We start from the raw sequence: 13,166 nt of genomic DNA on the forward strand, positions 1-13,166 counted from the left end.
CCCGCTGGACTGGGAGAAGATCGGTAGCTACAGCGTGACCACCGACAGGGAATCTGCGAAGAAGTTGGTCACGTACAGGCGAGTTCCATCCGGGCTCACGGCCACACCGCGCGGGCCCTGACCGACGGGGATCGTGGCAACCACGGCCTGGCCAGAGACATCAATCACCGACACGGACCCCGTGCCTGGGAAGTGGGCCACGTAGAGGCGAGTTCCATCCGGGTTCATCGCCACACCATAAGGGTCGATAGCGACCGGGATCGTGGCAACGACGGCCTTGCCAGAGACATCGATCACCGACACGGACTTTGCGAAGTAATTCGTCGCATAGAGGCGGTCATTGTCCTTGCTTGCCACCACACCCACCGGAAAACTGACGTCCGGGATACTCGTGGGGGCCTTGAGGAACTTATCAGTCACTAGCACAGTGTCTGACAGGGCTAGCGTCAGGCAGACGTGTCCATCCGGGCTCACCGCCGTGCCGTAGGGGTTCTTGCTGTGGTCATCCGCAGAGAGGATGGAGCCATCTTGGAAGAGGTCATCGCCGGAGATGCTGTACTGCGTCACAGTGCCTCGGCTCGGGGAGGCCACGTAAAGGTCGGTTCCATCCGGGCTCACTGCCACACCGTACGGGGCTTCGCCGATCAAGTGAGTCGCAACCACCGCCTCGCGGTAGGGGTCAATCACTGACAGGGAGCCGTCACCGAAATTAGTCACGTAGAGGCGGGTTCCATCCGGGCTCGCGGCCACGCTGTGTGGGCGAACGCCGACCGGGATCCTCTTCACCTCCGGAGCAGCCTCTTGCCCTGCCTCTGCTGGCGCCGAGGAAACATGCAAGCCCTCCTCCCGGGCCCTCGCGAACAGCCGCTCCAACGACAGGTCGCCAAGGATCTGCTCTGTCTGAGCTATCGGCTCTCGTCGTGCATTGCCCGGCGGTGGTTCTTCCACCCTCCGGGGGACCTGGCTGCCGTCTTCGGTGGTCATGGAGCGCCTCCTTGGCGGTAGATTCCGCGGAGCGATGCAAGCTCCCATACCTAAGGGTGCCCCAGAAGGCGCACAGCCGCAGCTCCTGGCGTGACCGGTCCTCATCTTTCACAAAGCGCCTCAAGCTGGCTTCGCAGGTTAACTCATCGGCACGAACGGCGTGCTCGCCTACGGCTCGTGGTAACCCGAGAGGACTCGTGCGGTAGTGGCCGGCTCAACTCAATGTTTGACTGAGTCGGTCGTATCCGAGAGAGCAGCTCAAGAACGCATTTTGTGTGCCGGAGCACTGGCATCCAAGGGAGGGTACGTCATGTCGAATCACGGCGCAGTAGTCCCGAGTCGATATTGAGGGGATCGACCTTCCTGACGAAGTGCTGCAGCGAATCAACAATGCAGTCCGGAAGGCTGTGCTTGTGGAACTGGCCACCGTCGGGCTCGGCGGCCGCACCGTAGACCTGCTCAGTGCCGGATTGACCGTGGATCGGATCCCCGAGGAAGGCCACCTCCAAGGATTCCGCGTGCGGCAGGCGTAGTAGATGCATGCAGACCTTGATGGCCCCGACTCATACGCCAACGCCTCACCAGTCGATGCAGGCAGCATGCGAGGCGCGTTGTGTCCCAGCACCACGTGCCATGAGGGAGCTCAACTGATTGCGCTGCTTGGGCCGACCGGACGTCTCGGATACCTACGAGCTCGTAACACGATCACGAGTCGGGCTTGTTGAGGCGTCGCCAGCAGATGAGGCTGCAGGCGAGAGAGACGAAGGCGTCGTGGAGTTCGGTGCGGCGTTCCCACCGGACGGCGAGTCGTTTGAACTGGTGAAGCAGGGCGAAGGTCTGCTCGACGACGTAGCGGAGCTTGCCCATGCCCTTGACGTTCGGGGATCCCCTGCGGGAGATGACGGGCAGGATCCGACGTTTACGCAGCTCATCGCGGTTGGGGTTGGAGTCGTAGCCCTTGTCCCCGAGCAGGGCCTCGGGACGTTGGCTGGGCCGACCGGGACGGCCTGCCACCGGTGGGATGCCGTCGACCAGGGCGAGGGTCTGGGTGACGTCGTTGACGTTCGCCGCGGTCGTGATGCCTTTGAGCGGGGTGCCGCGTCCGTCGCAGATCAGGCAGATCAGGTGGTGTTTGCTGCCCGTCTTCCGCCGGTCGACCGGCGACGGACCGGTGTCGGCTCCCCCTTTTTCGCCCGGATGTGGGAGCCGTCCACGCAGGCCCGGGACCAGTCGAGGCGGCCGGCCGCGTTCAGTTCGGCGAGCAGGAGTCGGTGCAGCTGGTCGAAGACCCCAGCCTGCTGCCACCGCTCCAGGCGTCGCCAGCAGGTCTGCCCCGAGCCGAACCCCACTTCAGGGGGCAGAAGTTGCCAGGCGATGTCGTTGCAGAGCACGTACAGGATGCCTTGCAGGCACAGCCGGTCAGCTACCGGCTGCGGCCCTGGTGACTTCGTCGGCCAGGGTGGCAGTAGCGGCTCGATCAGTGCCCACAAGTCGTCGTCCACGATCCACGGCCGAGTACTCACACCACCACGAACGGCCGAATCATCACACCGGTCACGCCCAGCCAGGACATCTCATCAAGATCGTGTTACGAGCTCTACGTCCCGGGATCCCTGTGACCGAAGAGTTCATTGAGGCATGTGAAGGACACGGAAGTCCGGAGTCTCGCTTTCGATTCGCCGATAGATGCGAACAGAACTCATGTCAGCACTGGATCGGTCGGCATTGCTCTCTGATTGAAGGTCTGATCAGTGCTAGACCTGAAACCACCTCAGAGCAAGACGAAGGACTTCCGCGATGCGCCATTCGATCCGACTGCCGCTGGTTCTCCCAGGAGGGATCGATGGCCTGCGCCGTCTGTCCGGTTGTCGTCTACCGACCTACAGCAGGGCACTAGGTGACCTGAGTCAGAGATTCGTTGGCAGTAGGCGGCGACTTTGTCGAGGATCTCGTCGGCTGTCTTCATCCAGACGAACGGTCTGGGGTGCTCGTTCCAGTCGGCGAGCCAGACCCGGATGTCGCGTTCGAGGGCCTGGACGGAGCGGTGGACTCCTCGCTTGAGCTTCTTCTGGGTCAGCTCGGCGAACCACCGCTCCACCAGGTTCAGCCAGGACGCGCTGGTCGGCGTGAAGTGCAGGTGGAACCGTGGGTGGGCCAGCAGCCACCGCTTGATGTCGGGGTTCTTGTGGGTCGCGTAATTGTCCAGGATCAGATGAACCTCCAGATCGGCCGGGACTTCCTTGTCCAGCTTCGTGAGGAACTTCTTGAACTCCGTTGCGCGGTGGCGCCGGTGGAGGGACCCGATGACCTTGCCGGTGGCGACCTCGAGGGCGGCGAAGAGGGTCGTGGTGCCGGCCCGGATGTAGTCGTGGCTGCGGCGTTCGGGAACGCCGGGCACCATCGGCAGCACCGGCTGGGACCGGTCCAGGGCCTGGATCTGCGACTTCTCGTCCACGCAAAGCACCAGGGCCTTCTCCGGCGGATCGAGATACAGACCGACGACGTCACGGACCTTGTCGATGAACAGCGGATCGGTCGACAGCTTGAACGTCTGTGACCGGTGCGGGGCCAGCGCGAACGCCCGCCAGATCCGCGAGACCGTCGACTGCGACATCCCCGTGGCCGCGGCCATCGGCCTCGTCGACCAGTGCGTCACGTTCTTCGGCGTCTCCTCCAGCGTCTTGACGATCACCCGCTCGACATCAGCATCGGTGATCTTCCGCGGGACGCCGGGCCGCGGGTCGTCACACAAGCCGTCCAGACCCCGCTCGATGAAGCGGCGCCGCCAGGTGCGGACCGTGTCAGGAGCGATCCGCAGCCGACGGGACACCTCCATGATCGAGTGGCCTTCGGCGCACTCCAGCACGATCCGCGAACGCTGCGCCAGAGCCTGAGCCGTCCTACGGCGGCGTAACCAGCCCTCCAGCACCACCCGCTGGGCATCAGTGACCGACAACGGCGGAATCTTCGGACCCGGACGACTCATGCCCGACTAACGAAGAATCTCTGACTCAGGTCACTAGACCCGTATGCCGCAGAGCCCGTACCGCAGGCTCGCCATCCCGCCCGCGGCCGCGATCAGCCATGGAGAAGTAGTGGTCACCTCTTCGGACCAACATCCCGCGCGGCTCGCACGCCCGGCCTGGACGATGTAGGGGACCCCTCGTTCGCGGCATTCTCCGCGGCGCAGGTGTCATGCGGCCGACGGCCAAGCCGGTCTACGGCCGTTGGCACCCCGAGCCGTTCCGACCTCCGAAAAGAGAAGACCATGGCCAACCAGGGCCCCACTTTTGTCTTCCGTACGCAGGACCTCACCCTCGAAAGCGACGGGCAGGTCAGGATCTTGGATCCGCAACTCGCCCGATCAGTGGCGGCCGCCATGGCGGCAGAGCCTGACATGGAGGTACGAGGAGAGCCCACCACCAACAACTGCCATGGGGGCAACTGTGCCAAAGGGTGCGGCAGCAAGTGAGCGGCGCACACGGTGAGCTGTCTTCGTTCGACAGCGAGTTCGCCCACTCCTTTCGCAGCGATCGCTTTCACCTGATCCTGCTGCCGACGGAACAGTGCAACTTCCGCTGCACGTACTGCTACGAGGACTTTGCCATCGGACGAATGGAGCCTGAGGTCGTCAGCGGCGTCAAGAACCTCATCGGTAAGCGTGCCGACGCCGGACTGAGGCACCTCCAGGTGTCATGGTTCGGCGGGGAGCCGATGCTAGGTCGCTCGATCATCGAGGACGTGGCCGACTACGCATGTCGGGTGCAGGAGGGGCACGAGGGACTGTTTTACGAAGCCGACATGACGACCAACGGCTACATGCTGGATGGCGCAGCTGTCGAGCACCTGGCCAGCCTCGGCGTGCGTGCCTACCAAGTTTCCCTGGATGGGCTCCCCGAGCATCACGACCGAACACGCTTGCGCGCCGATGGCAAAGGGACGTTCCAACGGATCTGGCGCAACCTGCTGTCGATCCGCGAATGCTCCGCGGACGTGAGGATGCTGCTGCGGGTCCATTTGACGCCGGAGAACCTGTCGGGCATGCCAGAGTTCCTCACTCGAATCCGGGACACATTCCTCGACGACCCGCGGTTCTCGGTGTTCCTCAAGCGTGTGGTGCACCTGGGCGGGCCTAATGACTCGGCCATGGAGGTGGTCGACGAAGACGACCGGAAGATCGCTGACTTGGAGGCCCTGTTGGTTAAGGGTGGCGGCACCGAGCGGCTGTTCGAACCGGAAGAGGTCTGCTACGCGGCGCGGGCCAATTCGCTGCTGGTGCGTGCGGACGGCCGGCTGGGCAAGTGCACGGTAGCCCTCTCAGATGACGCCAACACCATTGGACGGATCCTGCCCGACGGCTCGCTCGACGTCGACAACCCGAAACTCCGCCGCTGGCTGCAGGGCTGGGAGTCACGCGACCCCGAGCTAAACGCCTGCCCATACCTGGCCTTCACCGAGCCGCAGCCCCTGCTGCAGATCGGGAAAGGACCACTGGCGGCGGTGTCGCGCGACTAGCCAGCGTGACCGATCCAGCGGTCGGACCGATGCCGCCGGTGCTCAGGCACTCGGCGGCATCGGCCCTGAAGCCCGGATCAGCCGCGGCCAGGCCCTACAGTTCGATCACTGTCACGGAGTCCGCGAAGAAGTTGGTGACGTAGAGGCGGGTGCCGTCGTAGTTCACCGCTATCCCGCGTGGGCCATCGGCGACCGGGATTGTTTCGGTCACCGCGAGCTTGGTGGTATCGATTACTGAGACCAGGTCGGATCCGAAATGCGCCACGTAGAGACGGTCTCCTTGGTGGCTTACTGCCGCTCCGTATGGGTGCGGGCCGACCGGGATCGTGGAGGTCACCGTCTCAAGGTCGAGATCGACCACAGACACCTTGCCCGCGAAGTAGTTGGCTGCATAGAGAAGGCTCCGGTCCGGAGCCGCCGCCACGCCGGTGGGGAAGTTGATGTCTGGGATCTCGGTGTCATCCACGAACAAGGGGTCCGTGACCAGCACGGAGTCCTCCAGCGCCAGGGTCCAGTAGATGCGGCCTCCGCCTGGACGCATAGCTACGCCGTAGGGAGCCCGATGCAGGCTGTAGTGCGTTTCCTGGCCAGTGCTGAGGTCGATGCGCACAAGCCGTTTGGCCCCGGGACTGGCCACGTACAGATGGCTCCCGTTGGGATTGACGGCTACACCGTAGGGCCCTTCAACCGCGTTGATCGTGTCCACGACGGCCATGCCTTCAAGGTCGATCACCGAGACGGTGCCAGTTGCGAAGTTGGTCGTGTAGAGGTGCATGCCGTCTGGGCTCACCGCCACGCTGTGCGGGCGCTTGCCGGCTGGAATCCGTGTGCCGCTGACAGCGGACGAGAGCGTCTCCGTGGGCTTGTGCGGGACCTGCAGTCCTTTCTCGCGCGCCCGCGCGATCAGCTGGTCCAGCGGCGCGTCAACGCTATGTGAGGTAACCATGGGGTCTCCCTGAATTGTGATGACGGCGTGGAGTCTCCCTCCCACGAGCGTGGGCCACCAGCAACTCATCCGCATCTTGCGCCTGGGTTGCCTGTCCCGGCAAGGCCGGTGATTGGGCGCCGTGGGTAGCCCTTGCCTCGCTGGCTGCTGCGTGCCGACCGCCACCGGGCCTTCGGCCCTATCTACTGCGCCCACTGCACGCCGAGTGCGGCGAGGCGGCGAGTTGTCCCGCGTCGAGTCGCTCGCCCAGGCACCCGCGGGGCCCACGACGCTACGGCCTGTTCGCCAGCCGACCGCGGCCGACTCCCTGGGGTCTCCCAGGTCAGCAACGGGCAGCAGTCACAGTCGTGGCTGCTGCCCGTACTCGTTGCCGTACTCCTGGGCGGCGGGGGATCGCAGCTGCCGGTAGATGCCTGGATCCGGGTCACTGAGGATTTTCAGCGTTGACGCTCCAGAGTGAGGACGGCGGCGGCGATGGCCGTCATGCGGTTGGGGCTGCAGCGGGCTTTGCGGAAGATGCGCCAGGACTTGAGTCGCGCGACGCTTCGTTCGACGGGTGCCCGCACCGCTGACAGGGCCCGGTTGATCGTCTGCTGGGTCGTGGTCAGGTCCCGGTTCGGGAGCCGTCTGAACGGTGTGGTCACCCAGGGGCCGGCCCCGATGTAGGCACGGTCGGCGAGGACGGGAACACCCTGGCGTTCGCAGATCCGGATGATGCGGTGGGTGCGGGCGGCGGTCAGGTCGTGGGTGCGGCCGGGCAGCGCGGGCGAGATCCACAGCAGGGCGCCCGCGGGATCGGCCACGACCTGCACGTTCACTCCGTGACGACGGTGCTTCTGGGAGAAGTCGGCCCGGCTGTCGCCGACCCGGTCGCATTCGGCGAGCGTCCCGTCGAGCAGGACGTAGTCCGGATCGGCCTCGCGCAGAACACGCAGGAGGCCGGGTGCCCGACCGGACAGGTGCTGGACGACCGCCGCGACGTAAGAATGGGCGGTGCCGACGGATATGCCGAAGCCGGCGGCGCTCTGCGCGAGCGTGTCGTGCCGGCGGAGGTAGACCAGGCCCACCAGGGCGCGCTGATGGGGCGGCAGCTTGCAGCGGCGGTCACCCTCACGGGTGACGATGAGCATGGATACCCACTCGACCACAGCGTGCGGCAGGTCGAGTGCGGCAGGTTGGGGAACCAACAGGGCTCCTGTGCCGATGGGTTGAGACTTCGAACACCTCCCTCAACGGCGCGGGAGCCCTGTGCGTTGCGGTTCTCATCCTGACTCGGCCTGGGTCACTCGATCAGTGGCCACTCTGAAAACGCTCCTTACCTTGTTGGCGGGTTGATTCCGGTCCTTCGTACGATCGGGAGACCCGGGGGCCTGGGTGTGGCTAAAAACGCTCATGCCGTAGGTGTGGCTTTGACTGATTGGCCGCCCAGTGCCCCGCGACGACACGGCCACTCATTGGGATGAGCGAACACAGATCGCTTCGTAAGGACACGTCGGCGTGGTCGTCTGCAGGGACCAGTCAACCGATCGACGAGGGAGGCTCGGGTGCCCGAGCTCTGGGCGGGGACGGATGCCGGCAAGGCCGCGCATCACTGCACGGTGATCGACACGGACGGGACGAGGGTGCTCTCGCGCCGGGTGCCCAACAACGAGCCCGAGCTCCTGGAGCTCATAGGTGACGTCCTCGCACTCGCCGAGGACAGCCCGGTGACCTGGGCCGTCGACCTGAACGCAGGTGGCGGCGCTCTGCTGATCGCTCTGCTCACTGGTCATGGTCAGCGGCTGCTTTACATTCCTGGCCGCACCGTCCACCACGCCTCCCGTGGCTACCGCGGAGACGGCAAGACCGACGCGAAAGACGCCTACGTCATCGCCGACCAGGCGCGGATGCGTCGGGACCTGCAGCCCTTGCAGGAGTGGGACGAGATCGCGGTGGACCTGAAGATTCTCACCGGCCGCCGCTACGACCTCGCCGCAGACCGGACCCGCGCCATCAACAGGATGCGAGCACAGCTGCTGGAGTACTTCCCCGCCCTGGAACGGACCTTCGACTACGCCGCCTCCAAGGGTGCCCTCGTCCTGCTGACCGGCTACCAAACGCCAGCTGCCCTACGCCGGGTCGGCCCGAGCCGGCTCGCGACCTGGCTGAAGAACCGCAAAGTCCGTGCTGCCCAGGCCATGGCCGATGCAGCCGTCGCCGCGGCTCAGACTCAGCACACTGCTGTGGCCGGGGAGAGCACTGCCGCGGCTGTGGTCAACAGCCTGGCCAGGGCAGTTTTGGCTCTGGACGATGAGATCGCTGGCATCGACGCGCAGATTGCGGTCCGTTTCCGTGAACATCGCGACGCGGACGTGGTCCTCAGCATGCCCGGCATGGGCCCGTTGCTGGGGGCGGAGTTCATCGCCTGCACCGGCGGTGACATGGACGCCTTCGGCAGCGCGGGCCGCCTCGCTGGTGTCGCCGGACTCGCCCCGGTCCCACGGGACTCAGGACGAATCAGCGGCAACATGCGCCGCCCACACCGCTACCACCGCCGGCTCCTGCGCGTCTTCTACCTCTCTGCCCAGATCGCTGCACGCTTCTGTCCCACGTCAAAGACCCTCTACGACCGCAAACGAGCCGAGGGCAAGAGTCACAAGCAGGCGATTCTCGCGCTCGCCCGCCGTCGCCTCGACGTTCTCTGGGCCCTCATCCGCGACCAACGCCAATGGACAGCCCAGCCACCGCGACTGGGCCTGGCCAGCGCCGCATGAAGCGCACGCCTCGTCAGCTGCGGAGGGGCTTGCGCTGACGTGCCTCGGTTGCCTGGTCACGAACGTACGGGTCAGCGTCTGCTGCCAGCTGGTCGAGCACGGCCGAGGTCGCGGGGTCTGCGGGCTCCAGGGCGGGAAAGCGGCCCAAGGCGATCGCGACCCAGGCTCGAACGCGGGGGTTGTCGTCGTTCGCGAGCAAGCGGATCTTCGGCAGGGTTCTGGGTTGCTGAAGGAAGCCGAGGGAGCTGAGGGCGGAGATGCGCACCTGCGGGGAAGGGTCGTCCAGCAGGTTCACCAGCAGGTCGATGGCCGCCGGCTCTGTCCCGTGGCTGCTGAGCGTGCCCACGACCGCGCTGCGGATTCCTTCGTCCGAGTTCTGCGCAGCGTGGGCCAGCAGGTTGAGATCGGCTGGTTCGGGGACGAAGCCGAGCAGCCAGATTGCCGCCCTGCGAAGGTCCTCATCGTTGCCAACGGCGCACGGCAGGAGGATTTCGCGCGCGGCGGCCGGGTACTCCTCCACGAGTACATGGAGCGTCATCGAGAGGGAGTCCTGGTCGTCACCCAGATTGTGGGAGTAGGCCCGCAACAGGGCGGCAAGGGACGTGTGGCCGGCGGTCTCGGCCAGAATCCGAGCCAGCACATGACGGGCGTACCAGTTGCCCGCCTCCACAGCTGCCGCGAGATGTTGTTCCAGGTACGGAATCAGCTCCCGCCGCCGGGCGGCTACGAGCTCCTCTTCGATTTCTGCAAGGTCGTCGAGGTCGCAATCCGGATCCGTGAGTCCGGCCGCCAGCTCATCAAGGCGCAGGGTGAGATCATCTGCTGCCCGTTGGTCTTCCAATCCGTCCTCCTCATGTCCTTCAGACCGCACCGAGCCTGCCGCTGCGGGTCTCCCTGCTGCGGTGCAGGCTGACGGAACGGATTGTCCAACAGGCCTCTGACAACCGAGTTCGGTGCAGTCGGCTCACTCCGCCGCTCAGACCCTCTCAACGTCCGCACAGGGTTCTGTGACCTTGACAAGAACGATTGGGAATCAGTGATCAGATGCGCAACGAGGTGGTCGGAGCAATGATGGGGGCATGGCGCGGATCGAGGACCAAGCTCTCGTGGTGCAAACACGGTCTGCCATTGGGCGCGGCGAGAAGCAGCGAGCAACGCTGAGATCGCTGGGTCTCCGGCATATTGGAGACATCGCCCAGCGCGACATCTCCAATCCTTGCGTTGTCGGCATGATTCGATCAGTGCAGCATCTGATTAGGGTGTACCCGTATCCGAGTGTGCCACTCTCCCATAGCGCACGGGTCGAAACCCCGAATCTATTGGTGCGCAAATATGGAACCGATCAATGGCCGGCCCGGCATGTCGAGGCAGGAAATGCGGAGTATGTGCGAATCGAAGCAAACGGGGACGCTTTGGGGCTGGGCTATCGCCGAGGTGGCCTGGGTGACCCTTGCGGAGCTTCCCGGGTACATCCTGTACGGGATCTTCGAGCCGGTGCAGAGGTACTTGGAGGCCCGGATCGGGCTATCGCCGCCTGGCCGGAGCTGATGCTGCGGGGGCCAGGGGCCCCGACGCGACGGGGCCCCGGGCGCTTGTCAGGCCCTTGGAAACGTTGCCCTATGTGCCGAGGTCTTACATTGCGGGCGTCTCCGAGGGTGGGCATGGTTGAGGTATGAGGCCCCGCACGGTGCTGGTCACGCTCTATGACGGCGTCGAGGCGCTGGACGTTACCGGCCCCGTGGGCGTACTGGCCGGGGCCAACACCTACCTCGCCGCGACCGCACCGGGCCAGTCCGGATACCGCATCGCCACGGCATCACCGGGCGGCTCCGCCGTGGAGTCGCTCAGCGGCGTGACCCTGATGCCCGACGTGGACCTGGCAGGAGCTGAGGTTCCCCACACGCTGCTCGTGCCGGGCGGTGCCGGAGGAGTGCCCGAGGCGGGTGCCGGTCATCCGGACGTCGTTTCCTGGCTGAAGGAGAACGGGGCCAAGGCGGAGCGGGTCGTCTCCGTGTGTACAGGTGCGTTCCTGCTCGCCGAGGCCGGTCTGCTCGCCGGTCGGCGGGTGACGACGCACTGGGACAGTGCGGGGGAACTGGCGCAGCGGTATCCCGGCGTCGCTGTCGAACCGGACTCGATCTTCATCCGGGACGGCTCGGTGTATACCTCCGCGGGCGTTACTGCCGGCATCGACCTCGCCCTTGCCCTGGTGGAGGAGGACATCGGGAGGGAGGCTGCCCTGACGGTGGCGCGGCACATGGTGGTCTTCCTGCGGAGGTCCGGGGGACAGGGGCAGTTCAGCACCCAGATGCAGGCGCAGCTCGCGCATCGCCAAGAACTCCGTGAGCTTCAGCAGTGGATTGCCGACCACCCGGACGCGGACCTGTCGGTCGATGCCCTGGCGCAGCGCGTCAATCTGTCGGCTCGGCAGTTCACGCGGGCGTTCGCCGAGGAAACGGCGGTCACCCCCGGGCGTTATGTGGCCAACACCCGGCTCGAGACGGCGAGGCGGCTGCTTGAGGACACCGACGACGACGTGGTGCGCATCGCGGCCTTGAGCGGTTACGCCACTACCGAGGCGATGCGCCGAGCCTTCCAGCGAGTTCTTGGGCTCTCTCCGTCCCAGTACCGGACTCGCTGCGGCTGAGGCCGTGCGATGGGCCGGCTGCAGCGGTGGGGCTGAGCTGGCTGCCGAGGTCCACCAAGAGATCGATGGCGGCGCGGTGAGGGACGAGGAGCTCGTCGATCTGCCGCACAGCGGTCGGGCCGTCGAGGGCCAGGGTCGAGCGCAGGAGGTTCTGGTACTCACGCCGAGCTCCCTCAGTGAGCGCCGCAATCGGGATGCGCGCGAGGGCTTCCTGGGTACGGAGGTCCTCGAAGGCGACCGTTCCGCCAGCCTCGCTCGTCGCCCAGATGACGTTCCGCCCTGAAAAATCCGCGGTGAGCCGGGTACCCCGACCGGCCGCCTCACTGAGGGCCGGTAGATCAACGGGGGAGGAGCCAGCCAGCGAGCGCGCGGCCTCGAAGGAGTCGAGCGCCCAGTACGGACGCGGTGGGCTTCCCTGGGCCGGCCGCGGAGGTGTGATGCGGTCTCCGCTGCCCGCGGCCGCAGACGGACTCCGGCGGGAGGCTTCGGCCCCAAGGTCTTCTCGGCTGCCGAGCCAGGTGATGGCAACGAAGCGGAGGTCCGGGAAGGCGGCGGGGTAGAGCACCTGCGTGACGACCTCGATGGCGGCGACGGCGAAACCACCGACCGCCAGAGTGCCGACCGCGGCGAGGGAGGGAGCGCGACCCTGGGCCAGGGCCTGGTGCCTGATGACTCGCGGGGACCGGCGGGAGCGCCGGACATGCCGCGTTCCACGCGTGCCAGGATCCGGGCGTGGTCGGGCTGGTGGGCCTCGGCGGCTGCGCGCAGCCGCCCGGTGTTCGGGGCACGAGTCGTGGATCGCCGCGACGTTGTGCGGAGTTCCACCTGAACCCAGACGGAGGTGGACGTAGAGGTGTGAGGACCGGCCCCGGCAGCGATAGCGGACCTCGGCGCCGGGCGGTACGAGGCTGACCCGGCCGGGGCGGATCGCGTACTCCGTGCCGTCCACCGTCAAACCGGCCTCGTAGTCGTACAGATGGAGCTGCCAGAGATCCGGCAGGGAGAACACGTCCACGTGGCCGGCCGGGCCGTGCACGCCGATGCCGACGGCGGCGAGAGCGGGGGGCTCGTCAAGGTGGGCGAGTGCCGTACGACGGCACGGGCCGCACCTCGCCCACCACGGGCGACAGCGACGAGCCGCCGTACGAGTCGGGGGTGGCGGTGCTCCGGGCGGGCTGGCGGCTGATTCAGGCCGCTCAGCTGATCCCGCCGTACCCGGGTCATGAGTACGACCTCTCCTTCCTCAGCACGAGTTCTTCTTCGAGCGTATCGTCGACGCGCGAGCGGAGCCGCGGGAGGCGTGCTCCCGGTAGGCGAGGCG

The 13,166-nt window shown here is 66.1% G+C and carries 10 protein-coding genes and 2 pseudogenes; 5 read left to right on the forward strand and 7 right to left on the reverse strand.

Annotation, left to right across the window (positions count from 1 at the left end):
- Positions 1 to 27: 27 nt before the first annotated feature.
- The 4 genes and pseudogenes from PV721_RS04090 to PV721_RS04105 form a co-directional block, all read right to left on the reverse strand.
- Positions 28 to 984 carry a YncE family protein gene (locus PV721_RS04090; protein ID WP_319721400.1) on the reverse strand — a complete coding sequence of 319 codons (957 nt, stop codon included), beginning with the start codon at positions 982 to 984 and terminating at the stop codon, positions 28 to 30.
- Positions 985 to 1,292: 308 nt separating this feature from the next.
- Positions 1,293 to 1,493 (reverse strand): hypothetical protein, encoded by a 201-nt coding sequence (locus PV721_RS04095; RefSeq protein WP_319721401.1) that lies wholly within the window; start codon positions 1,491 to 1,493, stop codon positions 1,293 to 1,295.
- A 196-nt stretch (positions 1,494 to 1,689) separates the two neighbouring features.
- A protein-coding gene (locus tag PV721_RS04100; RefSeq protein WP_319721402.1) for an IS5 family transposase occupies positions 1,690 to 2,507 on the reverse strand; the annotation gives its coding sequence in 2 pieces (ribosomal slippage) (positions 1,690 to 2,187 and positions 2,190 to 2,507; 816 coding nt in all).
- 392 nt (positions 2,508 to 2,899) lie between these two features.
- A pseudogene (locus PV721_RS04105) lies at positions 2,900 to 3,970 on the reverse strand (IS630 family transposase); the annotation flags it as partial.
- 482 nt (positions 3,971 to 4,452) lie between these two features.
- Here PV721_RS04105 and PV721_RS04110 point away from each other — a divergent pair.
- Positions 4,453 to 5,499: a radical SAM protein gene (locus tag PV721_RS04110; RefSeq protein ID WP_319721403.1), complete on the forward strand. Its 1,047-nt coding sequence runs from the start codon at positions 4,453 to 4,455 to the stop codon at positions 5,497 to 5,499.
- A 94-nt stretch (positions 5,500 to 5,593) separates the two neighbouring features.
- On the opposite strand, the gene PV721_RS04115 is transcribed toward PV721_RS04110, so the two are convergent.
- Complete coding sequence (locus PV721_RS04115; RefSeq protein ID WP_319721404.1) at positions 5,594 to 6,445, reverse strand: YncE family protein; 852 nt, start codon at positions 6,443 to 6,445, stop codon at positions 5,594 to 5,596.
- Positions 6,446 to 6,882: 437 nt separating this feature from the next.
- Positions 6,883 to 7,632 (reverse strand): transposase family protein, encoded by a 750-nt coding sequence (locus PV721_RS04120; protein ID WP_319721405.1) that lies wholly within the window; start codon positions 7,630 to 7,632, stop codon positions 6,883 to 6,885.
- A 357-nt stretch (positions 7,633 to 7,989) separates the two neighbouring features.
- Here PV721_RS04120 and PV721_RS04125 point away from each other — a divergent pair, with 357 nt between their 5' ends.
- Positions 7,990 to 9,198: an IS110 family transposase gene (locus tag PV721_RS04125; protein WP_319721407.1), complete on the forward strand. Its 1,209-nt coding sequence runs from the start codon at positions 7,990 to 7,992 to the stop codon at positions 9,196 to 9,198.
- Positions 9,199 to 9,211: 13 nt separating this feature from the next.
- On the opposite strand, the gene PV721_RS04130 is transcribed toward PV721_RS04125, so the two are convergent.
- Positions 9,212 to 10,039 carry a HEAT repeat domain-containing protein gene (locus tag PV721_RS04130; protein ID WP_319721408.1) on the reverse strand — a complete coding sequence of 276 codons (828 nt, stop codon included), beginning with the start codon at positions 10,037 to 10,039 and terminating at the stop codon, positions 9,212 to 9,214.
- Between the two features lie 238 nt (positions 10,040 to 10,277).
- On the opposite strand from PV721_RS04130, the gene rpmD reads away from it, so the two are divergent.
- The 3 genes and pseudogenes from rpmD to PV721_RS04145 all read left to right on the forward strand — a co-directional run.
- Complete coding sequence (gene rpmD / locus PV721_RS04135; RefSeq protein ID WP_319721409.1) at positions 10,278 to 10,874, forward strand: 50S ribosomal protein L30; 597 nt, start codon at positions 10,278 to 10,280, stop codon at positions 10,872 to 10,874.
- Positions 10,871 to 11,845, forward strand: coding sequence for a GlxA family transcriptional regulator (locus PV721_RS04140; RefSeq protein ID WP_319721410.1), 975 nt, complete (start codon positions 10,871 to 10,873; stop codon positions 11,843 to 11,845). The genes rpmD and PV721_RS04140 overlap by 4 nt, the downstream gene beginning before the upstream one ends.
- A gap of 1,089 nt (positions 11,846 to 12,934) precedes the next feature.
- Positions 12,935 to 13,158, forward strand: a pseudogene (locus PV721_RS04145) (hypothetical protein); the annotation flags it as partial.
- Between the last annotated feature and the right edge of the window lie 8 nt (positions 13,159 to 13,166).

Source organism: Streptomyces sp. MB09-01, assembly GCF_033794505.1.
Taxonomy (GTDB): domain Bacteria; phylum Actinomycetota; class Actinomycetes; order Streptomycetales; family Streptomycetaceae; genus Streptomyces.

Excerpts from the sequence above, each read along its gene's own strand:
- rpmD (WP_319721409.1), top strand. The coding sequence starts at position 10,278 with ATGGCGCGGATCGAGGACCAAGCTCTCGTGGTGCAAACACGGTCTGCC.
- PV721_RS04140 (WP_319721410.1), top strand. The coding sequence starts at position 10,871 with ATGAGGCCCCGCACGGTGCTGGTCACGCTCTATGACGGCGTCGAGGCG.
- PV721_RS04115 (WP_319721404.1), bottom strand. The coding sequence starts at position 6,445 with ATGGTTACCTCACATAGCGTTGACGCGCCGCTGGACCAGCTGATCGCG.
- PV721_RS04090 (WP_319721400.1), bottom strand. The coding sequence starts at position 984 with ATGACCACCGAAGACGGCAGCCAGGTCCCCCGGAGGGTGGAAGAACCA.